The organism is Citrobacter sp. Ca225 (assembly GCF_030337175.1).
GTDB classification, from domain to species: Bacteria; Pseudomonadota; Gammaproteobacteria; order Enterobacterales; family Enterobacteriaceae; genus Citrobacter_A; species Citrobacter_A amalonaticus.
On record NZ_JAOWCD010000038.1, the window covers coordinates 39,048 to 62,561 of the forward strand.

A 23,514-nucleotide genomic window follows, 5' to 3' on the forward strand; every position below is an offset into this window, starting at 1 on the left:
CAAAGGGGTCTGCTATTAGAACTGGTATACGATACCCAGAGCAACGGTGTCGTCAGAGTTCACGCCCAGTTTGTTGTCAGAATCAATCTGGTTGATCTGGTAGTCAACATAGGTGGACATGTTTTTGTTGAAGTAGTAGGTGGCACCCACTTCAATGTAGTTCACCAGATCTTCGCTACCTACACCTTCTACGTCTTTCGCTTTAGATTTGTTGTAGGAGATGGACGGACGCAGGCCGAAATCGAACTGGTACTGAGCGACCACGAAGAAGTCCTGAGTTTTGTTGGCGAAACCACCGCTGATCGGAGTAGCGTTACGGGTTTCACCGTAGTTGGTCGCCAGGTAGATGTTGTTCGCGTCATATTTCAGACCGGTCGCCCACTGCTCAGCTTTTTCGCCACTGCCACGCAGTGCCGGATCTTGCTGTGCATTAGTACGGTCAGCTGCACCGTAAGCACCTACAACAGCGAAGCCTTCGAACTCATAGCTGATGGAGCCGCCAACGCCGTCACCATTAGAACGACGAACATCGCTGAAGTTGGTGCTGGTCGGATCGGTAGCGTCAACTTCGTAGCTGCTTGCGCGCTCGTTTTTGCCCAGGTACTGAACACCGAAGTTCAGGCCATCAACCAGACCGAAGAAGTTAGCGTTACGGTAAGTTGCTACGCCACCAACACGGCCAACGAAGAAGTTATCGCTGTATGCAGTATCACCGCCGAATTCTGGCAGCATATCGGTGTAACCCAGTGCATCGTAAACGATACCGTAGTTACGACCATAGTCGAAGGAGCCCGCATCACCGAATTTCAGACCGGCGAACGCCAGACGGGTTTTGTTGTTGTTCTGTGCGTCAGAACCGCCTTCAGAGTTGTTACCGGCGAAGTTATATTCCCACTGGCCGTAACCGGTCAGTTGGTCATTGATCTGAGTTTCCCCTTTGAAACCAAGACGAGCATAAGTCTGGTCGCCGTCGTTGCCTTTGTTATCAGAAAAATAGTGCAGACCTACCGCTTTACCGTACAGGTCCAGTTTGTTGCCGTCTTTGTTGTAGATTTCTGCAGCGTTAGCTGCACCGGCTACCAGCAGGGCAGGGATAACCACTGCCAGAATATTGCGCTTCATCATTATTTATTACCCTCATGGTTTTTTTATGACACCTGCCACTGCCGTCAATAAATTACGTCAATAAAAATTTACGGAACTATTGATGAGAGTTTGGTGTCTTTATGTGTCTGACAGGCATCTTTCCATTCAAACTAACGTTTCGCTACCGTGAAAGTGCTACAAAGATAAAGAATTAGTTTCAGAAAGAAAAAATGTGTAACTAATTATTTCATTTTTGGAACTTTGTGAACGATATCAAATTTCGAAACGATTTCAGCGCCAGAACACACCACTTATATCTATTTATATGATTTTCTTATCTTTAATTTGAATAAAAGAAAAACGACGTACAGAAAATAGACATTTCCAGTTTTGCTTATGGCATTATCTGGACGTCTGGAATGCTGTTGGATTGTTTAAAAAATGTGCTAATGGGTGAGTAAATACTAATCCGCAAGAAAACTACGGTTTATTTTTTGTGCAGAAATATTACAACGTAATACCCAGTAACAGGAGTGGAGGATTTCGGGGTTGATCTTAGAATTGCTTACTTATTACTCACAAAAACTGACATTTCAGGCAATAAAAAAGGCCAGCAACGCTGGCCTTTTTGTGAACGATCTTAGAACGTCGCATTACGCGGTGTACGCGGGAAGGCAATCACGTCACGAACGTTCTGTACGCCGGTGACGTAGGCGATCAGGCGCTCAAAGCCGAGACCGAAGCCGGAGTGCGGCACGGTACCGTAGCGGCGCAGATCGCGATACCACCAGTAATCTTCTTTATTGAGACCCATTTCCAGCATGCGCGCATCCAGCACATCCAGACGCTCTTCACGCTGAGAACCACCGATGATTTCACCGATACCCGGCGCCAGAACGTCCATCGCGGCAACGGTTTTTCCATCTTCGTTCAGGCGCATATAGAACGCTTTAATATCTTTCGGATAGTTTTTCACTACCACTGGTGCCTTAAAGTGTTCTTCTGCCAGATAACGTTCGTGCTCGGAGGAGAGATCGACACCCCAGTAAACCGGGTTCTCAAACTTTCTGCCTTTCTTAATGCACTCTTCCAGAATAACGATTGCATCGGTGTAATCTACCTGGGCGAAATCCGCTTCAATGAAACGTTCCAGACGGCTAATCGCCTCTTTATCTACGCGCTCGGCAAAGAACTTCATGTCGTCAGCACGCTCGGTCAGTACGGCTTTGAAGGCATATTTCAGCATGCCTTCCGCCAGGCCGGCGATATCGCTCAGGTTGGCAAACGCCACTTCCGGTTCCAGCATCCAGAACTCGGCCAGGTGACGGCTGGTGTTGGAATTTTCCGCACGGAAAGTCGGGCCGAAGGTATAGATTTTCGACAGCGCACAGGCGTAAGTTTCACCGTTCAACTGGCCGGATACGGTCAGGAAGGACTCTTTACCAAAGAAGTCTTTGTCGAAATCCACTTTGCCCTGATCGTCACGCGGCAGGTTTTCCAGATCCAGCGTCGACACGCGGAACATCTCACCAGCACCTTCGGTATCGGATGCGGTGATCAGCGGAGTGGAAACCCAGAAGAAGCCCTGCTCATCAAAGAAACGGTGCAGCGCCTTGGCCAGCGTGTGGCGAACACGTGCAACGGCACCAATCATGTTGGTACGCGGACGCAGGTGCGCAACTTCACGCAGGTACTCGATGCTGTGACGTTTCGCCGCCATCGGGTAGGTGTCTGGATCTTCAACCCAACCGCTAACTTCAACCTCAGAGGCCTGGATCTCAAAACTCTGTCCTTGTCCCGGAGAGGCCACAACCTTGCCGGTGACGATAACGGAGCAGCCGGTGGTCAGACGCAGCACTTCTTCATTGTAATTGGGCAGAGAATTATTAATGACGGCCTGTACAGGATCAAAGCAGGAACCGTCATAAACGGCGAGGAAGGAGATGCCAGCTTTTGAATCTCGGCGGGTACGTACCCATCCGCGCACGGTGACTTCGCTGTCAACGGCTACGCGGCCCTGGAGTACGTCGGCTACAGGCACAACGCTCATAATATTCTCTCTGTTAATAGTCCGATATATAAACACATGTTCCCCGGAATGGGGATTTCCTATGTTACCTGGCATCTGCAATCAGACAAGTAGAATTAACAGGAAAAGAAAAGAATTCAGAAATAAATGCTAAAAGGGAGCCGAAGCGGCTCCCTGGCAGGATTAACTGGCTTTTTTGATATGCGGTAAATCAAACGCTTTGCGCAATGCGCGAACAAAAGCTTTGTCGTGGCAAATGGTTTTGCCCGGACTATCAGACAGTTTGGCAACCGGTTTACCGTTGCACTCCACCAGTTTGATCACGATGTTAAGCGGCTTAACTTGCGGAATATCGCACGTCAGACGCGTGCCAATACCAAAACTCAACTTCACGCGGGATGAGAAATGCCGGTAAAGATCGACGGCTTTATTCAGATCCAGATTGTCGGAAAAGACCAGCGTTTTGCTGTGCGGGTCGATACCTAACTTTTCATAGTGAGCGATAGCTTTTTCACCCCATTCAACCGGATCGCCAGAGTCATGGCGCAGTCCCTGGTAACGGGTGGCAAATTCGCTGCCAAAATCGCGTAAGAACGCATCCATTGTGATGCAGTCAGTCAGCGCAATACCTAGCTGATCCGGATATTCATTCAGCCATGCGGCGAGAGCGGCGCGTTGACTGGTTGCCAGTTCAGGGCTTATCTGTTGATGCGCCTGGAACCACTCGTGCGCCTGTGTGCCCATCGGGGTTAGCGACAAACGACGCGCCAGATCGTAGTTACTGGTGCCAACAAACCACGACTCCTGCTGTAAACGCTTAACGATAGCCTGTTGCACTTCACGGGAAAAACGGCGACGAGTGCCGAAATCCATCAGGTGGAAGCGGGACATATCGAGACTTGACGTTAAAGCAGAGAAATCGACTAGTTTCGTCTCTAGCGTATCGAGGGCCTGCGCGACACCCACTTCTGGTGAGCGATACCGATGGACCAGCTCACTGATCACCGCCAGCAGTGGGACTTCCCACATGATGACTTCACGCCATGGGCCAGTTAAGCGGATATTCAGCTTCCCGTTGTCGTTGCTGATGGATACCTGTTGCGGGTTATAGCGAAAATCGCGCAGCCAGTTGAGGTAATCCGCTTTGAAGAAGGGCAGGCCGGAGAGCCACTGGTACTCTTCATCCTGCAGGCGCAGATGCTGCATAGCATTAACCTGCTCGCGAATGGTGTCGGCATAAATACCCAGCAGGTCGTCGCCTCGGCAACGAAATTCAGCCGCTACCTGCACATCATAGTAGTGGTGAAATACGGCTTGCTGCATATGCAACTTATAAGCATCTGTATCCAGCAACGAGTGCAGAACAGGAGAAGCGAATTGTGTCATAGGTGCGCAGTAGCATCCTCTCACGGGAGCGTTTAGTACAATAAACAACTAAGAAAACCGCTGGAGTATACCTTGTTTAGCGATTTATTGAACCCCGATCACACCATAAGCTGACGTTAGGGTCGAGTGCATTTCGTGCCTCGTGTTATAAAAATGTAGCGAAAAGAGTGTTTGTGCCTGAAAAGATAAACATTCTGCGTAGCGCGATTTCCGCAACAGGAATAGACTGGAGTCGAGACTCTTCAAAAGATGCTAAAGGTTTTTTTATGACACAACAGCCACAAGCCAAATACCGCCACGACTACCGTGCGCCGGATTACCAGATTACTGATATTGACTTGACCTTTGACCTGGATGCTGAAAAAACCGTGGTCACGGCAGTGAGCCAGGCTGTTCGTCATGGCGCATCGGATGCCCCGCTGAAACTGGATGGAGAAGATCTGACGCTGGTCTCTCTCCACGTCAACGATGAACCGTGGACCGCTTATAAAGAAGAAGCGGGTGCGCTGGTGATCAGCAATCTGCCCGAGCGTTTTACGCTGCGTATTGTGAATGAAATCAGCCCGGCCCGGAATACCGCGCTGGAAGGCCTGTATCAATCGGGCGATGCACTCTGCACTCAGTGCGAAGCGGAAGGCTTCCGCCATATTACCTGGTATCTCGACCGCCCTGACGTGCTGGCGCGTTTTACCACCAAAATTATTGCCGATAAGAGTCAATATCCGTTCCTGCTCTCCAACGGTAACCGCACCGGCGAGGGGGAACTGGAAAACGGTCGTCACTGGGTTCAGTGGCAGGATCCGTTCCCGAAGCCGTGCTATCTGTTTGCGCTGGTTGCCGGTGATTTCGACGTGCTGCGCGACACCTTTACGACCCGTTCCGGGCGCGAAGTCGCGCTGGAGCTGTACGTGGATCGCGGCAATCTCGACCGTGCGCCGTGGGCGATGACCTCGTTACAGAACTCAATGAAGTGGGACGAAGAGCGCTTCGGCCTGGAGTACGATCTCGACATCTATATGATCGTCGCTGTCGACTTCTTTAATATGGGCGCGATGGAGAATAAAGGGCTTAATATCTTTAACTCCAAATATGTGCTAGCGCGTACCGATACCGCCACCGACAAAGACTATCTCGATATTGAGCGCGTGATCGGCCATGAATATTTCCACAACTGGACCGGTAACCGCGTTACCTGCCGCGACTGGTTCCAGTTGAGCCTGAAAGAGGGCTTGACCGTTTTCCGCGATCAGGAGTTCAGTTCGGATCTCGGTTCCCGTGCCGTTAACCGGATTAGCAACGTGCGCACCATGCGCGGCCTGCAGTTTGCTGAAGATGCCAGTCCGATGGCGCATCCGATCCGCCCGGACATGGTCATTGAAATGAACAACTTCTACACCCTGACCGTGTATGAAAAGGGCGCAGAAGTGATTCGCATGATCCACACCCTGCTGGGTGAGGCAAATTTCCAGAAAGGGATGCAACTGTACTTTGAACGTCACGACGGCAGCGCGGCGACCTGCGATGACTTCGTTCAGGCCATGGAAGATGCGTCCAACGTTGATCTTTCCCATTTCCGCCGCTGGTACAGCCAGTCCGGCACGCCAATTGTCACCGTTAAAGATGACTACAACCCGGAAACCGAACAATACACGCTGACTCTCAGCCAGCGCACGCCGCCAACGCCGGATCAGGCGGAAAAACTGCCGCTGCATATTCCGTTTGCCATCGAACTGTATGACAACGAAGGTAAAGTGATCCCGCTGCAAAAAGGCGGTCACCCGGTGAATTCGGTACTGAATTTCACCCAGGCGGAGCAGACGTTTGTCTTTGATAACGTTTACTTTCAGCCGGTACCGGCGCTGTTGTGCGAGTTTTCAGCCCCGGTGAAACTAGAATACAAGTGGAGCGATCAGCAACTGACGTTCCTGATGCGTCACGCGCGTAACGACTTCTCCCGCTGGGATGCGGCGCAAAGCCTGCTGGCGACCTACATCAAGCTCAACGTAAACCGCCATCAGCAGGGCCAGCCGCTGTCTCTGCCGGTGCATGTGGCGGATGCGTTCCGCGCGGTGCTGCTGGATGAGAAGATCGATCCGGCGCTGGCGGCGGAGATCCTGACGTTACCTTCGGCAAACGAAATTGCTGAGCTGTTTGATATCATCGATCCGCTGGCGATCGCTGAAGTTCGCGAAGCGTTAACGCGTACGCTGGCGACCGAACTGGCGGATGAGTTCCTGGCGATCTACAACGCCAACCGGCTGGAGGAGTACCGTGTTGAGCATGCGGACATCGGTAAACGTACGCTGCGTAACGCCTGCCTGCGCTTCCTGGCCTTTGGTGAAACGACGCTGGCGGATACGCTGGTAAGTAAGCAGTATCGTGAAGCTAACAACATGACCGATGCGCTGGCGGCGCTGTCTGCGGCCGTAGCGGCGCAACTGCCGTGCCGTGATGCGCTGATGCAGGAGTATGACGACAATTGGCATCAGGACGGTCTGGTGATGGACAAATGGTTTATCCTGCAGGCCACCAGCCCGGCGGATAACGTGCTGGATACGGTACGCGGTCTGTTGAAACATCGTTCGTTCAGCCTGAGCAACCCGAACCGTATTCGTTCGCTGATTGGTGCGTTTGCCGGCAGTAACCCGGCGGCGTTCCATGCGGAAGATGGCAGCGGATATCAGTTCCTGGTTGAGATGTTGACCGAGCTTAACAGCCGTAACCCGCAGGTGGCGTCACGTCTGATCGAACCTTTGATCCGTCTGAAACGTTACGATGTGAAGCGTCAGCAAAAAATGCGTGCCGCGCTGGAACAATTGAAAGGGCTGGAGAATCTTTCCGGCGATCTGTACGAGAAGGTAACCAAAGCGTTAGCCTGAGACGTTGACCTGTCGTTTTTGTAGGCCGGATAAGGCGGTAACCCCGCTATCCGGCAAAATGCCCGGTGGCGCTCATGCTTACCGGGCCTACAACGTCCTGAATACTTATCCATGCCGACGGATCGGCTGTTCCGTTACCCCACGCTGCATCACCCGACTCAATACGTTGGCCTCCAGCTCCGCTAAACGCACCGATCCCAGGCGGCGGGGGCGTGCAATGTCGACCGTCAAATCCAGTCCAATCTTGCCATCCTCAATCAGCAACACCCGATCGGCCATCGCCACGGCTTCGCTGACGTCATGTGTCACCAGTAGCACGGTAAAACCATGCTCCTGCCACAGCGAAACAATGAGATCTTGCATCTCCAGACGTGTTAACGCATCCAGCGCGCCAAGCGGTTCGTCAAGCAACAGCAGGCCCGGCCGGTGGATTAGCGCCCGCGCAAGGGCAACTCGCTGCTTTTGTCCGCCGGAAAGCGCTGCTGGCCATTCGCTCGCCCGCTCTTCCAGCCCAACCGCCGCCAGCGCCTGACGCGCAGCGTCCCGCCAGTGGCCCTTCAGACCCAGTCCCACGTTGTCGATCACCGATTTCCACGGCAAAAGTCGGGCATCCTGAAACATCATGCGGGTGTCGTCCTGACTATCGCGAAGCGGCGTGGTCCCTGCCAGCAGTTCACCGGCGTTCGGCGATTCCAGCCCCGCCAGCAGGCGTAGCAGAGTGCTTTTTCCCCCACCGCTACGCCCGACGACGGCAACAAACTGTCCCGCCGGGATATGGAGATCAAGCTGATTCAGTACGATGTTACCCGCGTACTTTTTCGTTACCGCATTCAGCAGGAGCGGTGTACCCTGGTTCAGACGGGCGGTATTCATACGGTGGCCTCCTTCACATGATAAGCCGGGTTCCAGCGCAACCAGACGCGTTCCAGCAGTTGAGCGCTGACGTCGGCCAGTTTACCGAGCAGGGCGTAGAGAATAATGGCGACAACCACGATATCCGTTTGCAGGAATTCGCGAGCGTTCATCGCCAGATAACCGATTCCTGAATTGGCTGAAATGGTCTCCGCGACGATCAGCGTCAGCCACATCAGCCCCAGCGCAAAGCGCACGCCGACCATGATCGAGGGCAGGGCGCCGGGCAGGATCACATGGATAAACAGCGAAAAGCCGGATAATCCGTAGCTACGCGCCATCTCCACCAGGCCGCGATCGATGTTGCGGATCCCGTGCCAGGTATTGATATAGACAGGAAAGAGCGTCCCCAGCGCGACCAGAAAAATCTTCGCGGTTTCATCAATGCCAAACCACAAAATCACTAACGGGATGAGAGCCAGATGTGGAACGTTGCGCAGCATCTGAATGGAGGTATCCAGCAGGCGTTCTCCCCAGCGCGATAAGCCGCTGATCAGCCCCAGCGTCAGGCCAATCGAACCGCCGATCGAAAAGCCGATCAGCGCACGCCAGGAACTGATGGCCAGATGCTGCCAGAGTTCGCCGCTGGCGGAGAGCGTCCAGAAGGCGATGATCACCCCTTCCGGTGAGGGTAAAATACGCCCGGAGAGCCAGCCCATGGAGGAGGCCAGTTGCCAGACGGCGACGATGCCCACCGGTAAAAACCAGGGGGCAACGCGTAACAACCACTTTTTCGTTGGCGTTGCCATCATGGTTCTCCTCAGCTTTGCGCAACCTTACGCGGGATAAATTCATTCGCCACCGCTTCACCCTGCTGATGCTGGCGTTGCGGTTGTGGGACTTCCGGGATCGCGACGTCCAGATGCGGGAACAACAGTTCGCCGACCCGGTACGCCTCTTCCAGATGTGGGTAGCCGGAAAGGACAAAGCTGTCGATGCCCAGCGCGGCATACTCGTTGATGCGCGCCGCCACCGTCGGTCCGTCGCCGACCAGCGCGGTCCCGGCGCCACCGCGCACCAGACCCACACCGGCCCACAAATTCGGGCTGATCTCCAGTTGGTCGCGCTTGCCGTTATGCAGCGCCGCCATTCGGTGCTGACCGACAGAATCCGTCCGGGCAAACGCCGCTTGCGCCTTCGCGATCGTGTCGTCATCAAGGTGAGCGATCAGCCGGTCCGCGGCTCGCCATGCTTCTTCGTTGGTTTCACGGACAATGACGTGCAGGCGAATGCCAAAACGAATGTTACGCCCACGCGCCGCCGCTTTGGCTCGTACCTGGGCTATCTTCTCTTTCACCAGCTCAGGCGGTTCGCCCCAGGTGAGGTAAAGATCGACCTGTTTAGCGGCCAGATCCTGGGCGACATCGGAAGAGCCGCCGAAGTAAAGTGGGGGATAGGGTTGCTGGATGGGCGGGAAGAACAGTTTCGCTCCGCGAACGTGAATGTGCTTACCGTTGAAGTCGACGGTTTCACCCTGCAATAAACGACGCCAGACCTGGGTGAACTCCGAAGAGGCCTCGTAACGTTCACTGTGATCGAGAAACACACCGTCGCCCGCCAGTTCCTGTGGATCGCTGCCGGTGACCAGGTTAAACAGCGCGCGACCGTTGGAGAGGCGGTCAAGCGTAGCGGCCTGCCGTGCGGCGACTGTCGGTGAAGTGACGCTCGGGCGCAATGCGACCAGGAATTTGAGTCGCTGAGTTACCGGGATCATTGATGCCGCGACCAGCCACGCGTCTTCACAGGATCGCCCGGTGGGGATCAACACACCGGTGAATCCCAGACGATCCGCCGCCTGCGCAATCTGCTGTAAATAGCCATGATCCACCGGACGCGAGCCTTCCTCCGTCCCCAGATAGTGACCGTCACCGTGCGTCGGTAAAAACCAGAACATATTCAGACTCATAATGATTTTCCTTCCTGTTGAGTGGGGTGCCAGATGCGCTGGCGGATATCGATTTTTTTCGGTACCAGGCGGTTGTCGTAAAACAGATCTGCGGTTTGTTGTTGCAACGCGGCTACAGCGTCACTGACCGGTGAAATGCGGGTCGGCGGGCGATGATCGAGATATGACGCAATCACGGGCTCTGGCAGTCCCATTGTTTTCGCCAGCAGGGCAATGCTTTCCTGCCGCTGGCTGAGGGTTAACGCATCTGCCTGACTGAAGGTATCCAGCACGCCCTGAATGAACGCGCCGTTCTTCTCAGCGTACGGTCGCGCGGCGAGATAGAACGATCCCGTTTGTTTCAGATCGCTGCCGTCTTTCAGTACGCGCACACCGCCCTGCAATAATGCAGCGGAATAGTAAGGATCCCAGATGGCCCATGCATCAACGTTACCCTGCTGGAACGCCGCTCGGGCATCGGCAGGGGTAAGATACGTCGGCTGGATATCGGTAAATTTCAGCCCGGCCTGTTGCAGGGCGCGCAGCAGCAGGTTGTGCGAGCTGGATCCTTTCTGGAACGCCACTTTATGGCCTTTCAGTTCCGCCACCGTTTTGATGGGGCTGTTTTCCGGCACCAGAATCACTTCGGCTTTCGGTTTCGCCGGTTCTACGCCGACGTACACTAAATCTGCGCCAGCGGCCTGGGCGAAAATGGGCGGAATATCGCCGGTGCTGCCCAGATCAATACTGCCGACGTTCAGGGCTTCCAGCATTTGCGGTCCGGCGGGAAATTCAATCCAGGATATTTTGGTTCCGGGATAACGCGTTTCCAGCAGCTGGTGGCTTTTCGCCAGGACCATACTGATGCTGCCTTTCTGATAGCCTATACGCAGGGCATCAGGTGAGGGCTCCGCCGCCTGTGTCAGTCCGCAAAAGGCCAGCAGTCCGGCGAATGCCAGCCATGCCGTACGAGCTTTGAGAAGATTACGCATGGGCCGCACCTCGCACAGTATCAAAAGCAGGAACCTTAACGTCGCGGCGGTGCAGGGCGTGCCAGAACGTTTCCAGCGCTTTATCAAGACGCAGCTGCAAATTTGGCGTGAAATGAGGCTTATGCTGATAGTCGATCACCTGGGAGTCATCGGCAAAGACGCCGTGTAAAATCTCCTGCGCCTTCAGGGCGCTGAGCACCGGTTTCAGCGCGTAATCGACGGCAAGCAGATGTGCAACGGTGCCGCCTGTCGCCAGAGGCAGGACGACTTTACCTTCCAGCGCCCGTTCGGGGAGCAGATCGAGCAGCGTTTTTAGCGCCCCGGAATAGGCGGCTTTATAAACCGGCGTGGCAACGATCAGGCCGTCCGCCTCTTTCAGTTGTGCGACCAGTGTTTTCAATGCCGGGCTGTCGAAACGGGCATACAGCAGATCTTCAGGCTCGAAGTTGTGCAGATTCCAGTGGTACACCTCAACGTCCTGACCGTTCAATTTTTCCCGGGCATATTCCAGTAAAGCACTGGATCGAGAGGGAAAGCGTGGGCTTCCCGCCAAAGTGATGACGCGCATAATTGCATTCTCCCCTTATAACCAATTGTTCGCTTTGATTTAACATTGATAACAATTTTTGCAGTCTGACAGAGGGGAATCGGGAATCGAAATGATTTATGCGGAATTGAAAAGCTGAAAATTGCATAAAAAGAAGCTGCCAGGGAAAACGTTTGCTTTTTATTGCCGCAGGTCAATTCCCTTTTTGTTCGATATCACCCATAATACGCCCCCGGTTTGCACACCGGGAATCCAGGAGAGTTCATGTACTACCCCTTCGTTCGTAAAGCCCTTTTCCAGCTCGATCCAGAGCGCGCTCATGAATTAACTTTTCAGCAATTACGTCGTGTGACGGGAACGCCGCTAGAAGCGTTGATCCGCCAGAAGGTCCCGGCGAAACCGGTCACCTGTATGGGATTAACCTTTAAAAATCCGCTTGGTCTGGCTGCTGGTCTGGACAAGGACGGGGAGTGTATTGATGCCCTGGGCGCGATGGGATTTGGCTCGATCGAGATCGGCACCGTGACCCCGCGTCCACAGCCCGGCAATGATAAGCCAAGACTGTTCCGCCTGGTCGATGCCGAAGGTTTGATCAACCGTATGGGCTTTAATAACCACGGCGTTGATAACCTGGTCGAGAACGTTAAAAAGGCCCATTATGACGGGGTGCTCGGAATTAATATCGGCAAAAATAAAGATACGCCGGTTGAGCAGGGTAAAGATGACTATCTGATTTGTATGGAAAAAATCTATGCCTATGCCGGTTATATTGCCATTAATATCTCCTCGCCAAATACGCCGGGATTACGTTCATTACAATATGGCGACGCGCTGGATGATTTGCTTACGGCGATTAAAAATAAACAAAACGATCTGCAAAAGATCCACCAGAAATATGTTCCGATCGCTGTAAAGATCGCGCCGGATCTTTCTGAGGAAGAACTGATCCAGGTTGCCGATAGTTTAGTACGCCATAATATTGATGGTGTTATTGCCACCAATACAACACTCGATCGTTCTTTGGTTCAGGGAATGAAAAATTGCGATCAAATGGGTGGCTTAAGTGGTCGTCCGCTGCAATTAAAAAGTACAGAAATTATCCGCCGTCTGTCTCAGGAATTAAAAGGTCAGTTGCCTGTTATTGGCGTTGGCGGTATCGACTCAGTGATTGCCGCGCGCGAGAAGATGGCTGCCGGGGCGTCGCTGGTTCAGATTTATTCTGGTTTTATTTTTAAAGGTCCGCCACTGATTAAAGAAATCGTTACCCATATTTGATTTTTTCTCTCTCTTTATCAGAATATCAGACAACCAGGGGTTTATTTCCTCCCCTGGTTGTTTTATATTCTTTCACTGTTGCTTATTTAAACATTTTAAGCTTTGCTTATTAAGGTAATAAACGAAGCGGCGAAAAAGGACAATTTTGCAACGGGGCGATGGAGAGGGGAGAGAAAACAATGCGAATTAAACCTGACGATAACTGGCGCTGGTATTATGACGAAGAGCATGACCGAATGATGCTCGATTTAGCCAATGGCATGTTATTTCGCTCGCGTTTTGCCCGCAAAATGCTCACCCCGGATGCATTCTCACCGTCCGGTTTTTGCGTTGACGATGCCGCGCTGTACTTCTCCTTTGAAGAAAAGTGCCGCGACCTTGAGCTCTCTAAAGACCAGAAAGCTGAGCTGGTGCTCAATGCGCTGGTGGCCATTCGCTATCTGAAACCCCAAATGCCGAAAAGCTGGCACTTTGTGGCGCACGGCGAAAACTGGGTACCCGGCACTGGCGATGCGGCTTGTGTCTGGCTGAGCGATACCCAGGAACAAATCAATCTGTTAGTGGTAGAGCCTGGCGAAAATGCGGCGCTGTGCCTGCTGGCGCAACCCGGGGTGGTTGTGGCCGGGCGGACGATGCAGCTTGGTGATGCGATTAAAATAATGAATGACCGACTGAAGCCGTCGTTTCGTCCGCACAGCTTCAGCCTGGAACAGGCGGTTTAACGCGCCAGCTTCAGCGCGGTTTTTGGCACGCAGCTACAGCTGAGGATGGTGCCATCATCGCCAAGTGCCGATCTCTTCAGCGGGTTCACTTCGCCTTCCAGCAGTTTGATACGACAGCAGCCGCAAATTCCCGCCCGACACGAATAGGGTACCCGGATCCCCTGGTTTTCCAGTTGCTCAAGCAATACCTGTTGATTGTTCCCCTGAAACGCCTGTCCCTGCCAGTCGATGGTGACCGTCGCATTCGGTTGCTGCGCGACTTCAACCGTCTCCCCGGTGTCGGCGGCGCCATAAACGCGAGCCGGACCGGTCGATAAAACCTCCACTTCATCGCCCACGCGAATCACGCCGCTATTACGGGCGATCAGGTTCAGCCCAAAATCGACATCGCCATTGTCCGGCGCGGTACGGAAGGTTTGCAGCGTTGCCAGCGGCTCACCGGAGGGATGCTTTTGCCCTTTTTCCGGACTGACCGTGGTAAAAATACAGCGGCTGCACGGTTTCGCCACATCAAAGATAACCTCGCTAATGCGGATCACTTTCCAGTTGTCTTCTTCCCATGCCGTAGCACCAGAGACCACGATATTGGGGCGGAACTGTTCAACCTGCACCCCCGCCGGGCAGCGCTGCTGCAGATCGCGCAACGAAGCGTCATTCACCAGCAGATACGGGAAACCATCGGCAAAAGAGAGCGGCACGCCCGCGTGGCGTTTAACCCGCCGGGTCAACTGTGGTCCCACCCAACGCAGTTGCACGCTGCGGGAGAAGAAGCCGCTAAGCCACTGATTAATCGCATCGGGGGCGACTCGCGCGGTAAAATGGTTGCCCCAGACTTCCGTCGGCGCATCCTGGGCGGCAAAATCAGCAAACCGCACCAGCGCGCTGCTGCCGTCAGGCGCGGTCAAATGCAGGCCATCGTGCAGGGGCGAGGGGGTAAAGCGCACCATTTGTGGAAACTGACGCGCTGTGATGAAGGTGCCATCGGCTTCGGTAACCATAAAAATACGATCAAAAGCCAGACCGCTGACGTCTGCCAGAGCGTGGGTCAGCCCAATGCCACGCATTGATTTGACGGGGTGGATGAAAAGTCTGGATAACGTCAACACGGTACAGTCCCTCGAAAGAAATAAGCCTTCAACTTTATGACATAGCGCCCATATTAGCTATAATGCGCAGCAATTTTCTTCGAGTATAAGTGACGCTATGAATTCTTTGTTTGCCAGTACGGCCCGTGGGCTGGAAGAGCTGTTAAAAACTGAACTGGAAAGCCTCGGCGCCGTGGAGTGTCAGGTGGTTCAGGGTGGGGTCCATTTCCAGGGCGACACCCAGCTTGTTTACCAGAGCCTGATGTGGAGTCGCCTGGCCTCGCGCATTATTTTACCTTTGGGTGAGTGCAAAGTTTACAGTGACTTAGACCTTTACCTTGGTGTGCTGGCCATCGACTGGACGGCAATGTTTAATCCGGGTGCGACCTTTGCTGTCCACTTCAGCGGGCTGAACGACACCATTCGCAATAGCCAGTACGGCGCGATGAAAGTCAAGGATGCGATTGTTGACGCCTTCACGCGTAAAAATCTGCCGCGTCCGAATGTCGATCGCGAATCGCCCGACATCCGCGTAAACGTCTGGCTGAATAAAGACACGGCCAGCATTGCGCTGGATTTAAGCGGTGATGGTCTGCATCTGCGCGGCTATCGCGATCGCACCGGTCTGGCACCGATCAAAGAGACGCTGGCGGCGGCGATTGTGATGCGCTCTGGCTGGCAGCCGGGAACTCCATTGCTCGACCCGATGTGCGGTTCGGGCACGCTATTGATTGAGGCGGCGATGTGGGCAACCGATCGCGCACCGGGCTTACACCGTGGGCGTTGGGGCTTTAGCGGCTGGGCGCAGCATGATGACGCTATCTGGCAGGACGTGAAGGCGGAAGCGCAAACCCGCGCCCGCAAAGGTCTGGCTGAATATACCTCGCGTTTTTACGGTTCTGACAGTGATGCCCGAGTGATCGAACGCGCGCGCAGCAACGCCCGTCGCGCAGGGATTGGCGAACTGATTACCTTCGAAGTCAAAGACGTGGCGAAGCTGAGCAATCCGCTGCCGAAAGGTCCTTACGGGACGGTGATCAGCAACCCGCCTTACGGCGAACGTCTGGACAGCGAGCCGGCGCTGATTGCGCTGCACAGCCTGCTGGGACGCACCATGAAGAACCAGTTCGGCGGCTGGAACCTTTCTTTGTTCAGCGCCTCACCGGATTTGCTAAGCAGCCTGCAACTGCGCGCGGACAAACAATTCAAAGCGAAAAACGGCCCGCTGGACTGTGTGCAGAAAAACTACCATGTAGCGGAAAGCACGCCGGACAGCAAACCGGCAACGGTGGCGGAAGACTATGCCAACCGTCTGCGTAAAAACATCAAGAAACTGGAAAAATGGGCGCGTCAGGAAGGGATTGAATGCTACCGCCTGTACGATGCCGATCTGCCTGAATACAACGTAGCGGTCGATCGCTACGCCGACTGGGTCGTGATTCAGGAGTACGCTCCGCCGAAAACTGTCGATGCGCAGAAAGCGCGTCAGCGACTGTTCGACATCATCGCCGCCACCTTGTCGGTGCTGGAGATTGCGCCGAACAAGCTGGTGCTGAAAACCCGTGAACGGCAGAAAGGGAAAAACCAGTATCAGAAGATGAACGAGAAGGGGGAATTCATCGAGGTAAGCGAATACAACGCTCGCCTGTGGGTGAACCTGACCGATTACCTGGATACCGGACTGTTCCTCGATCACCGTATTGCGCGACGGATGCTGGGGCAGATGAGCAACGGCAAAGACTTCCTTAACCTGTTTTCCTACACCGGCAGCGCCAGTGTGCACGCAGGTTTAGGCGGCGCGCGCAGCACCACGACGGTCGATATGTCGCGTACCTATCTTGAGTGGGCAGAGCGCAACCTGCGTCTGAATGGCTTGAGCGGACGCGCGCATCGCCTGATCCAGGCCGACTGTCTGGCCTGGCTGCGTGAAGCTAATGAACAGTTTGATCTGATTTTTATCGATCCCCCGACGTTCTCCAACTCGAAACGGATGGAGGATGCCTTTGACGTTCAGCGCGATCACCTGGCGCTGATGAAAGATCTGAAACGTCTGCTGCGTAAAGGCGGCACGATCATGTTCTCCAACAATAAACGCGGATTCCGTATGGATCTTGACGGACTGGCGGCGCTGGGGCTGAAAGCACAAGAAATCACCCAAAAAACGCTTTCCCAGGACTTTGCCCGTAACCGTCAAATCCACAACTGCTGGTTGATTACCGCGGCCTGAAAGGATAAGTAAATGTCATTAATCAGTATGCATGGCGCATGGCTGTCGTTCAGCGACGCGCCGCTTCTTGATAATGCAGAACTGCATATCGAAGATAACGAACGCGTCTGTCTGGTGGGCCGTAACGGCGCCGGCAAATCAACGTTAATGAAGATCCTCAATCGTGAGCAGGGTCTGGACGATGGGCGCATTATTTATGAGCAGGATCTGATCGTTGCCCGTTTGCAACAGGATCCTCCGCGCAATATTGAAGGCACCGTTTACGATTTTGTCGCGGAAGGCATCGAAGAACAGGCGGTCTACCTTAAGCGATATCACGAAATTTCGCGTCTGGTGATGACCGATCCGAGCGACAGAAACTTAAATGAGCTGGCAAAAGTGCAGGAGCAGCTCGATCACCACAATCTGTGGCAACTGGAAAACCGCATCAATGAGGTGCTGGCGCAGTTAGGACTGGATCCTAATGCCGCGTTGTCGTCGCTGTCCGGTGGTTGGCTGCGTAAAGCCGCGCTGGGTCGTGCGCTGGTCAGTAATCCGCGCGTTCTGCTGCTGGATGAACCGACCAACCACCTCGATATTGAAACCATTGACTGGCTGGAAGGGTTCCTGAAGTCGTTCAATGGGACGATTATTTTTATCTCCCACGACCGTTCTTTTATTCGCAATATGGCGACCCGCATTGTCGATCTCGATCGTGGCAAGCTGGTGACCTACCCGGGGAATTACGATCAATACCTGGTGGAGAAAGAAGAGGCGCTGCGCGTCGAAGAACTCCAGAACGCCGAGTTCGATCGCAAGCTGGCGCAGGAAGAGGTGTGGATCCGCCAGGGCATTAAAGCCCGTCGTACCCGTAATGAAGGCCGCGTGAGGGCGCTGAAAGCGATGCGCCGCGAACGCAGCGAACGCCGCGAAGTGATGGGCACCGCGAAGATGCAGGTCGAAGAGGCGACCCGCTCCGGTAAGATCGTTTTCGAAATGGAGAACGTGGATTACCAGGTCGACGGCAAACAGCTGGTGAAAGACTTTTCAGCTCAGGTACAGCGCAGCGATAAAATTGCCCTGATCGGTCCTAACGGCTGCGGTAAGACCACGCTGCTGAAGCTGATGTTAGGCCAGTTGCCGCCGGACAGCGGTCGTATTCACGTCGGTACGAAACTGGAAGTCGCTTATTTCGACCAGCACCGCGCCGAACTGGATCCAGACAAGACGGTGATGGACAACCTCGCCGAAGGTAAGCAGGAAGTGATGGTTAACGGCAAACCGCGCCATGTGCTCGGCTATTTGCAGGACTTCTTGTTCCATCCGAAACGGGCGATGACCCCGGTACGCGCACTGTCTGGCGGTGAGCGAAATCGTCTGCTGTTGGCGCGTCTTTTTCTGAAACCCAGCAATCTGTTGATTCTCGATGAACCAACGAACGATCTCGACGTCGAAACGCTGGAGTTGCTGGAAGAGCTGATTGATGGTTATCAGGGCACCGTGTTACTGGTGAGCCACGATCGTCAGTTTGTCGACAATACGGTGACCGAGTGCTGGATTTTCGAAGGCAACGGGAAAATCGGCCGTTATGTCGGCGGCTATCATGATGCACGCAGTCAACAGGAACAGCATCTGGCGTTTAAACAGCCAGCGGCGAAAAAAACTGAGGAAGTGGTTGCCCCGAAAGCAGAAATTGTAAAACGCGCCAGTAGCAAACTAAGCTATAAACTGCAGCGCGAACTGGAACAGTTACCGCAACGGCTGGAAGAACTGGAAGCGAAGCTGGAAGCCCTGCAGGCACAGGTTGCCGACGCCGCGTTTTTCAGCCAGCCTCATGAGCAGACACAACAGGTTTTGGCCGATCTGGCAAATGCAGAGCAAGAACTTGAGCAGGCCTTTGAGCGCTGGGAGTATCTTGAAGCGTTAAAGAATGGTGCATAATTAAGGAGCACACCATGTGCGAACATCATCATGCCGCAAAGCACATTTTGTGCTCGCAGTGTGACATGCTGGTGGCATTGCCCCACCTTGAGCATGGGCAGAAAGCGGCATGCCCGAGATGTGGCACAACATTGACGGTGATGTGGGACGCGCCGAGACAGCGTCCCACTGCCTATGCGTTAGTCGCGTTGTTTATGTTGCTTTTATCGAATCTGTTCCCTTTTGTGAATATGAATGTCGCTGGGGTGAGCAGTGAAGTGACCCTGATGCAAATCCCTGGTGTCCTGTTTTCGGAAAATTACGCCAGTCTCGGTACGTTCTTTTTACTCTTCGTTCAACTGGTTCCCGCATTTTGCCTGTTAACCATTCTGTTGTTGGTGAATCGGGTACAAATGCCCGCAAGGCTCAAAGCCCAACTGGCTCGCATTCTGTTTCAGCTAAAGAGCTGGGGAATGGCGGAAATTTTTCTCGCGGGCGTGCTGGTAAGTTTCGTCAAACTGATGGCATACGGCGATATCGGCGTCGGCAGCAGCTTTATCCCCTGGTGCTTCTTCTGCATTCTGCAACTCCGCGCGTTTCAGTGTGTTGACCGTCGCTGGCTGTGGGACGACATCGCCCCTATGCCCGTGATTAAACAGACGTTAACGCCTGGCGTTCCCGGCATTCGTCAGGGATTACGCTCTTGTTCCTGCTGTACGGCGATCCTTCCGGCGGATGAGCATCTTTGCCCGCGCTGCGAAACGAAAGGGTATGTGCGCCGCAGAAACAGCCTGCAATGGACGCTGGCATTACTGTTCACGTCGATCATGCTATATCTTCCAGCGAATATTTTGCCGATCATGATCACCGATTTACTGGGGTCGAAACTGCCTTCCACCATTCTTGAAGGGGTGGTTTTAATCTGGAGTGAAGGCTCTTATCCGGTCGCGGCGGTGATCTTTATCGCCAGTATTATGGTGCCGACGCTAAAAATGATCGCCATTGCCTGGCTGTGCTGGGACGCCAAAGGGCATGGCAAGCGTGACAGTGAACGCATGCACCTGATTTATGAAGTGGTGGAGTTTGTAGGTCGCTGGTCAATGATTGATGTGTTTGTTATCGCCGTGCTCTCTGCGCTGGTGCGCATGGGAGGTTTGATGAATATTTATCCAGCAATGGGTGCATTAATGTTTGCTTTAGTCGTCATTATGACAATGTTTTCTGCGATGACATTTGATCCGCGTCTGTCGTGGGATCGTGAACCAGAACCAGGCCATGAGGAGTCCTGATAACATGGAATCTAAAAGTGGGGAAGCCAAAATCCAGAAGGTAAAAAACTGGTCTCCCGTGTGGATTTTTCCCATCGTCACTGCGCTGATTGGGGCATGGGTTCTGTTCTATCACTACAGCCATCAGGGACCGGTTGTGACCCTGATTACCACCAATGCCGAGGGCATCGAGGGCGGAAAAACCACTATCAAAAGCCGCAGCGTTGACGTGGGTGTCGTCGAAAGCGCCACGCTGACCGACGATCTGACGCATGTTGAAATCAAAGCGCGCCTGAACGCCGGTATGGAAAAACTGCTGCACAAAGACTCCGTGTTTTGGGTGGTGAAGCCACAGGTTGGACGTGAAGGGATCAGCGGCTTAGGGACGCTGCTTTCTGGCGCTTATATCGAACTGCAGCCGGGTAATAAAGGTAACAAACTGGAAAAGTATGATCTGCTGGATTCGCCGCCGCTGGCGCCGCCTGATGCCAAGGGGATCCGCGTGGTGCTCGACAGTAAAAAAGCCGGTCAGCTTAGTCCCGGCGATCCGGTTCTGTTCCGTGGCTATCGCGTCGGATCGGTGGAAACCAGTACTTTTGATCCACAAAAACGCAGCATCAGCTATCAGCTGTTTATTAATGCACCTAACGATCGCCTGGTCACCAGCAACGTCCGTTTCTGGAAAGACAGCGGGATTGCCGTGGATCTGACGTCCGCAGGCATGCGGGTAGAAATGGGCTCGCTGACGACGTTATTTGGCGGAGGTGTTAGTTTTGACGTACCTGAAGGGCTTGAGCAGGGTCAGCCGGTTGCCGAGAAGGCCGCCTTTAGCCTGTATGACGATCAGAAAAGCATCCAGGATTCGCTGTTCACCGAGCACATCGATTACCTGATGTTCTTCAAAGATTCGATCCGCGGTCTGCAACCGGGAGCGCCGCTGGAGTTCCGCGGTATTCGTCTGGGGACGGTGAGTAAAGTGCCGTTCTTTGCACCAAATATGCGTCAGGTGTTTAACAACGATTACCGTATTCCTGTGCTGGTGCGCATTGAACCCGAGCGTCTGAAAGCGCAATTGGGCGAAGATACCGACGTGGGCGCTCATCTGGCCGACCTGCTGAAGCGGGGCTTACGCGGCTCGCTGAAAACCGGGAACCTGGTGACCGGGGCGTTGTATGTCGATCTGGACTTCTATCCAAAAGAGCCGCCGATTACCGGCATTCGCGAGTTTAACGGTTATCAGATCATCCCGACGGTGAGCGGCGGTCTGGCACAAATTCAGCAGCGGCTGATGGAAGCGCTGGATAAGATCAACAATCTGCCGCTGAACCCGATGATTGAGCAGGCCACCAATACGTTGAGTGAAAGCCAGCGCACGATGAAACATCTGCAAACGACACTGGATAACATGAACAAGATTACGTCCAGTCAGTCTATGCAACAACTGCCGGCAGATATGCAGAATACTCTGCGTGAACTGAATCGCAGCATGCAGGGCTTCCAGCCGGGTTCGGCAGCCTACAACAAGATGGTGGCCGATATGCAACGTCTTGATCAGGTGCTCCGCGAGCTACAGCCGGTGCTGAAAACGCTGAATGACAAGAGTAACGCGCTGGTGTTTGAAGCGAAGGACAAGAAAGATCCAGAGCCGAAGAGGGCGAAACAATGAAAAAGTGGCTAGTGGTGGCGATGGCGTTCTGGCTGACATCATGCAGTACCAGTGGAGATAACAAAAGCTATTACCAGCTTCCTGTTGCGCAAGGTGGCGTGCAGAGTACCGCAAGCCAGGGGAACCGTCTGCTGTGGGTCGAGCAAGTTGCAGTGCCGGATTATCTGGCCGGCAATGGCGTGGTCTATCAGACCAGCGATGTACAGTACGTGATCGCCAATAATAATCTGTGGGCCAGTCCGCTGGATCAACAGTTGCGCAATACGCTGGTTGCCAATCTGAGTACACAATTGCCGGGTTGGGTGGTGGCGTCTCAACCGTTAGGCAGCGTGCAGGACACGCTCAACGTGATGGTCACCGGCTTCCACGGTCGTTATGATGGCAAAGTGGTGGTCAGCGGTGAGTGGCTGCTAAACCATCAGGGACGTCTCATTAAGCGTCCGTTCCACATTGAAGCCGTACAGACACAGGACGGTTACGATGAAATGGTGAAAGTGCTGGCGAACGTCTGGAGTCAGGAAGCGGCGGCGATCGCTCAGGAGCTGAAGCGCATCCCATAGTTTAAAATTTTGTAAATAAAACCGTCTCAGACCGTGCGTTTGAGGCGGTTTTTTTTGGCCATAAAGAGGGGCCAGGAACTTGTTCCGGTTCACATTTTTTGTACAACCGAGTTTTTCACTAGCTCACAAATATGACACCTGTGTGAATTTTGCGCATTGACGGAACCGGGGATTCGCGGTATTCGTTTAGTGTGATTGCACACTTCGTAATCACTGTTATCTTTTCCACCAGATATTAAGTATGAGGGAAACGAGGCATGAAGAGACAAAAACGAGATCGCCTGGAACGGGCACATCAACGTGGTTATCAGGCCGGTATTGCCGGACGCTCAAAAGAAATGTGTCCCTATCAGACGCTGAATCAGAGGTCGTACTGGCTAGGAGGCTGGCGAGAAGCCATGGCTGACAGGGTGGTAATGGCCTGATTCTGTCTCTTTAAAAAGAAACCTCCGCAGTGCGGAGGTTTCGCCTTTTATGACCTGTGATAAATGACGCTGTCTGGTCATTCACCCGGTTGGCATCAGAACGCAGAGGTGTCCTGGAACAGCCCGACTTTCAGATCGTTTGCGGTATAAATCAGACGACCATCCACCAGCACTTCACCATCTGCCAGACCCATGATCAGGCGGCGATTTACGATGCGCTTGAAGTGGATACGGTAGGTCACTTTCTTCGCAGAAGGCAACACCTGACCGGTGAACTTCACTTCGCCTACGCCCAGCGCGCGGCCTTTGCCTTCACCGCCGAGCCAGCCGAGGTAGAATCCAACCAACTGCCACATGGCGTCCAGTCCCAGGCAACCCGGCATGACCGGATCACCGATGAAGTGGCATCCGAAGAACCAAAGATCCGGATTAATATCCAGCTCTGCCTCAACATAACCTTTGTCGAAGTTGCCGCCCGTTTCGGTCATTTTGACGACACGGTCCATCATCAGCATGTTAGGAGCAGGCAACTGTGGGCCTTTCGCACCAAACAGCTCACCGCGACCAGAGGCAAGAAGGTCTTCTTTTGTATAGGATTCGCGTTTATCTACCATGTTCTCTGTAAGCCTTATTTTATTGAAGCACGCAGGATAGCTAACACGTGTACGCTG

General features: G+C 53.7%; 19 protein-coding genes. 9 read left to right on the forward strand and 10 right to left on the reverse strand.

The features are described from left to right. Positions 1-15: 15 nt before the first annotated feature. The 3 genes from ompF to pncB all read right to left on the reverse strand — a co-directional run bounded on the left by ompF (position 16) and on the right by pncB (position 4,501). Positions 16-1,125 (reverse strand): porin OmpF, encoded by a 1,110-nt coding sequence (gene ompF / locus OGW13_RS00980; protein ID WP_044256321.1) that lies wholly within the window; start codon positions 1,123-1,125, stop codon positions 16-18. Positions 1,126-1,726: 601 nt separating this feature from the next. Next, a complete protein-coding gene (gene asnS / locus OGW13_RS00985) occupies positions 1,727-3,136 on the reverse strand; it encodes an asparagine--tRNA ligase (protein WP_287115472.1) in 1,410 nt (469 codons plus the stop codon). A gap of 162 nt (positions 3,137-3,298) precedes the next feature. Further along, positions 3,299-4,501, reverse strand: coding sequence for a nicotinate phosphoribosyltransferase (pncB, locus tag OGW13_RS00990; RefSeq protein ID WP_142764980.1), 1,203 nt, complete (start codon positions 4,499-4,501; stop codon positions 3,299-3,301). A gap of 266 nt (positions 4,502-4,767) precedes the next feature. Between pncB and pepN the strand changes: the two genes are divergently transcribed. Then, a complete protein-coding gene (gene pepN, locus OGW13_RS00995) occupies positions 4,768-7,380 on the forward strand; it encodes an aminopeptidase N (protein ID WP_287115473.1) in 2,613 nt (870 codons plus the stop codon). A 105-nt stretch (positions 7,381-7,485) separates the two neighbouring features. Here the strand turns inward: pepN and ssuB are convergent, their stop codons facing one another. The 5 genes from ssuB to ssuE are packed head-to-tail and all read right to left on the reverse strand — an operon-like array spanning position 7,486 to position 11,737. Continuing rightward, complete coding sequence (gene ssuB / locus OGW13_RS01000) at positions 7,486-8,253, reverse strand: aliphatic sulfonates ABC transporter ATP-binding protein (RefSeq protein ID WP_061070314.1); 768 nt, start codon at positions 8,251-8,253, stop codon at positions 7,486-7,488. Further along, positions 8,250-9,041: an aliphatic sulfonate ABC transporter permease SsuC gene (ssuC, locus tag OGW13_RS01005; RefSeq protein WP_058587871.1), complete on the reverse strand. Its 792-nt coding sequence runs from the start codon at positions 9,039-9,041 to the stop codon at positions 8,250-8,252. Before ssuC ends, ssuB begins: the two co-directional genes overlap by 4 nt. 11 nt (positions 9,042-9,052) lie before the next feature. Next, positions 9,053-10,198 carry an FMNH2-dependent alkanesulfonate monooxygenase gene (gene ssuD, locus OGW13_RS01010; protein WP_061070313.1) on the reverse strand — a complete coding sequence of 382 codons (1,146 nt, stop codon included), beginning with the start codon at positions 10,196-10,198 and terminating at the stop codon, positions 9,053-9,055. Continuing rightward, a complete protein-coding gene (locus OGW13_RS01015; protein ID WP_043001170.1) occupies positions 10,195-11,169 on the reverse strand; it encodes a sulfonate ABC transporter substrate-binding protein in 975 nt (324 codons plus the stop codon). The genes ssuD and OGW13_RS01015 overlap by 4 nt, the downstream gene beginning before the upstream one ends. Then, positions 11,162-11,737, reverse strand: coding sequence for an NADPH-dependent FMN reductase (gene ssuE / locus OGW13_RS01020; RefSeq protein ID WP_043001169.1), 576 nt, complete (start codon positions 11,735-11,737; stop codon positions 11,162-11,164). Before ssuE ends, OGW13_RS01015 begins: the two co-directional genes overlap by 8 nt. 243 nt (positions 11,738-11,980) lie before the next feature. Here ssuE and pyrD point away from each other — a divergent pair, with 243 nt between their 5' ends. Next, the gene (gene pyrD, locus OGW13_RS01025) at positions 11,981-12,991 is read left to right on the forward strand and encodes a quinone-dependent dihydroorotate dehydrogenase (RefSeq protein ID WP_043001168.1); all 1,011 of its coding nucleotides are present in this window, start codon (positions 11,981-11,983) and stop codon (positions 12,989-12,991) included. A 179-nt stretch (positions 12,992-13,170) separates the two neighbouring features. After that, the gene (zapC, locus tag OGW13_RS01030) at positions 13,171-13,713 is read left to right on the forward strand and encodes a cell division protein ZapC (RefSeq protein ID WP_043001167.1); all 543 of its coding nucleotides are present in this window, start codon (positions 13,171-13,173) and stop codon (positions 13,711-13,713) included. On the opposite strand, the gene OGW13_RS01035 is transcribed toward zapC, so the two are convergent. Continuing rightward, on the reverse strand, positions 13,710-14,819 hold the full coding sequence (locus tag OGW13_RS01035) for a YcbX family protein (RefSeq protein ID WP_287115474.1): 1,110 nt from the start codon (positions 14,817-14,819) through the stop codon (positions 13,710-13,712). The two genes, zapC and OGW13_RS01035, sit on opposite strands and share 4 nt — an antisense overlap. A 97-nt stretch (positions 14,820-14,916) precedes the next feature. Between OGW13_RS01035 and rlmKL the strand changes: the two genes are divergently transcribed. The 6 genes from rlmKL to rmf all read left to right on the forward strand — a co-directional run bounded on the left by rlmKL (position 14,917) and on the right by rmf (position 22,843). Further along, the gene (gene rlmKL / locus OGW13_RS01040; RefSeq protein ID WP_287115475.1) at positions 14,917-17,025 is read left to right on the forward strand and encodes a bifunctional 23S rRNA (guanine(2069)-N(7))-methyltransferase RlmK/23S rRNA (guanine(2445)-N(2))-methyltransferase RlmL; all 2,109 of its coding nucleotides are present in this window, start codon (positions 14,917-14,919) and stop codon (positions 17,023-17,025) included. Between the two features lie 12 nt (positions 17,026-17,037). Further along, a complete protein-coding gene (locus OGW13_RS01045) occupies positions 17,038-18,945 on the forward strand; it encodes an ABC transporter ATP-binding protein (protein WP_130098076.1) in 1,908 nt (635 codons plus the stop codon). Between the two features lie 14 nt (positions 18,946-18,959). After that, positions 18,960-20,213 carry a membrane integrity-associated transporter subunit PqiA gene (gene pqiA, locus OGW13_RS01050; RefSeq protein ID WP_043001163.1) on the forward strand — a complete coding sequence of 418 codons (1,254 nt, stop codon included), beginning with the start codon at positions 18,960-18,962 and terminating at the stop codon, positions 20,211-20,213. Between the two features lie 4 nt (positions 20,214-20,217). Next, entirely contained in the window at positions 20,218-21,858 is a 1,641-nt protein-coding gene (pqiB, locus tag OGW13_RS01055) for an intermembrane transport protein PqiB (RefSeq protein WP_044256306.1), read from the forward strand. Further along, the gene (pqiC, locus tag OGW13_RS01060; RefSeq protein ID WP_287115476.1) at positions 21,855-22,418 is read left to right on the forward strand and encodes a membrane integrity-associated transporter subunit PqiC; all 564 of its coding nucleotides are present in this window, start codon (positions 21,855-21,857) and stop codon (positions 22,416-22,418) included. Before pqiB ends, pqiC begins: the two co-directional genes overlap by 4 nt. A 257-nt stretch (positions 22,419-22,675) precedes the next feature. After that, positions 22,676-22,843, forward strand: coding sequence for a ribosome modulation factor (gene rmf / locus OGW13_RS01065; RefSeq protein ID WP_042320000.1), 168 nt, complete (start codon positions 22,676-22,678; stop codon positions 22,841-22,843). A 95-nt stretch (positions 22,844-22,938) separates the two neighbouring features. Here rmf and fabA read toward each other — a convergent pair whose 3' ends face one another. Continuing rightward, entirely contained in the window at positions 22,939-23,457 is a 519-nt protein-coding gene (gene fabA, locus OGW13_RS01070) for a bifunctional 3-hydroxydecanoyl-ACP dehydratase/trans-2-decenoyl-ACP isomerase (protein WP_013097260.1), read from the reverse strand. Positions 23,458-23,514: the final 57 nt, after the last annotated feature.

What these genes read in the sequence shown, in the direction of transcription:
- ssuB (WP_061070314.1), bottom strand. Translation starts at nt 8,253, where the DNA reads ATGAATACCGCCCGTCTGAACCAGGGTACACCGCTCCTGCTGAATGCG.
- pyrD (WP_043001168.1), top strand. Translation starts at nt 11,981, where the DNA reads ATGTACTACCCCTTCGTTCGTAAAGCCCTTTTCCAGCTCGATCCAGAG.
- OGW13_RS01015 (WP_043001170.1), bottom strand. Translation starts at nt 11,169, where the DNA reads ATGCGTAATCTTCTCAAAGCTCGTACGGCATGGCTGGCATTCGCCGGA.
- pqiA (WP_043001163.1), top strand. Translation starts at nt 18,960, where the DNA reads ATGTGCGAACATCATCATGCCGCAAAGCACATTTTGTGCTCGCAGTGT.
- OGW13_RS01045 (WP_130098076.1), top strand. Translation starts at nt 17,038, where the DNA reads ATGTCATTAATCAGTATGCATGGCGCATGGCTGTCGTTCAGCGACGCG.
- ssuC (WP_058587871.1), bottom strand. Translation starts at nt 9,041, where the DNA reads ATGGCAACGCCAACGAAAAAGTGGTTGTTACGCGTTGCCCCCTGGTTT.
- asnS (WP_287115472.1), bottom strand. Translation starts at nt 3,136, where the DNA reads ATGAGCGTTGTGCCTGTAGCCGACGTACTCCAGGGCCGCGTAGCCGTT.
- zapC (WP_043001167.1), top strand. Translation starts at nt 13,171, where the DNA reads ATGCGAATTAAACCTGACGATAACTGGCGCTGGTATTATGACGAAGAG.
- pepN (WP_287115473.1), top strand. Translation starts at nt 4,768, where the DNA reads ATGACACAACAGCCACAAGCCAAATACCGCCACGACTACCGTGCGCCG.
- pncB (WP_142764980.1), bottom strand. Translation starts at nt 4,501, where the DNA reads ATGACACAATTCGCTTCTCCTGTTCTGCACTCGTTGCTGGATACAGAT.
- pqiC (WP_287115476.1), top strand. Translation starts at nt 21,855, where the DNA reads ATGAAAAAGTGGCTAGTGGTGGCGATGGCGTTCTGGCTGACATCATGC.
- fabA (WP_013097260.1), bottom strand. Translation starts at nt 23,457, where the DNA reads ATGGTAGATAAACGCGAATCCTATACAAAAGAAGACCTTCTTGCCTCT.
- ssuE (WP_043001169.1), bottom strand. Translation starts at nt 11,737, where the DNA reads ATGCGCGTCATCACTTTGGCGGGAAGCCCACGCTTTCCCTCTCGATCC.
- ssuD (WP_061070313.1), bottom strand. Translation starts at nt 10,198, where the DNA reads ATGAGTCTGAATATGTTCTGGTTTTTACCGACGCACGGTGACGGTCAC.
- rlmKL (WP_287115475.1), top strand. Translation starts at nt 14,917, where the DNA reads ATGAATTCTTTGTTTGCCAGTACGGCCCGTGGGCTGGAAGAGCTGTTA.
- pqiB (WP_044256306.1), top strand. Translation starts at nt 20,218, where the DNA reads ATGGAATCTAAAAGTGGGGAAGCCAAAATCCAGAAGGTAAAAAACTGG.
- ompF (WP_044256321.1), bottom strand. Translation starts at nt 1,125, where the DNA reads ATGATGAAGCGCAATATTCTGGCAGTGGTTATCCCTGCCCTGCTGGTA.
- rmf (WP_042320000.1), top strand. Translation starts at nt 22,676, where the DNA reads ATGAAGAGACAAAAACGAGATCGCCTGGAACGGGCACATCAACGTGGT.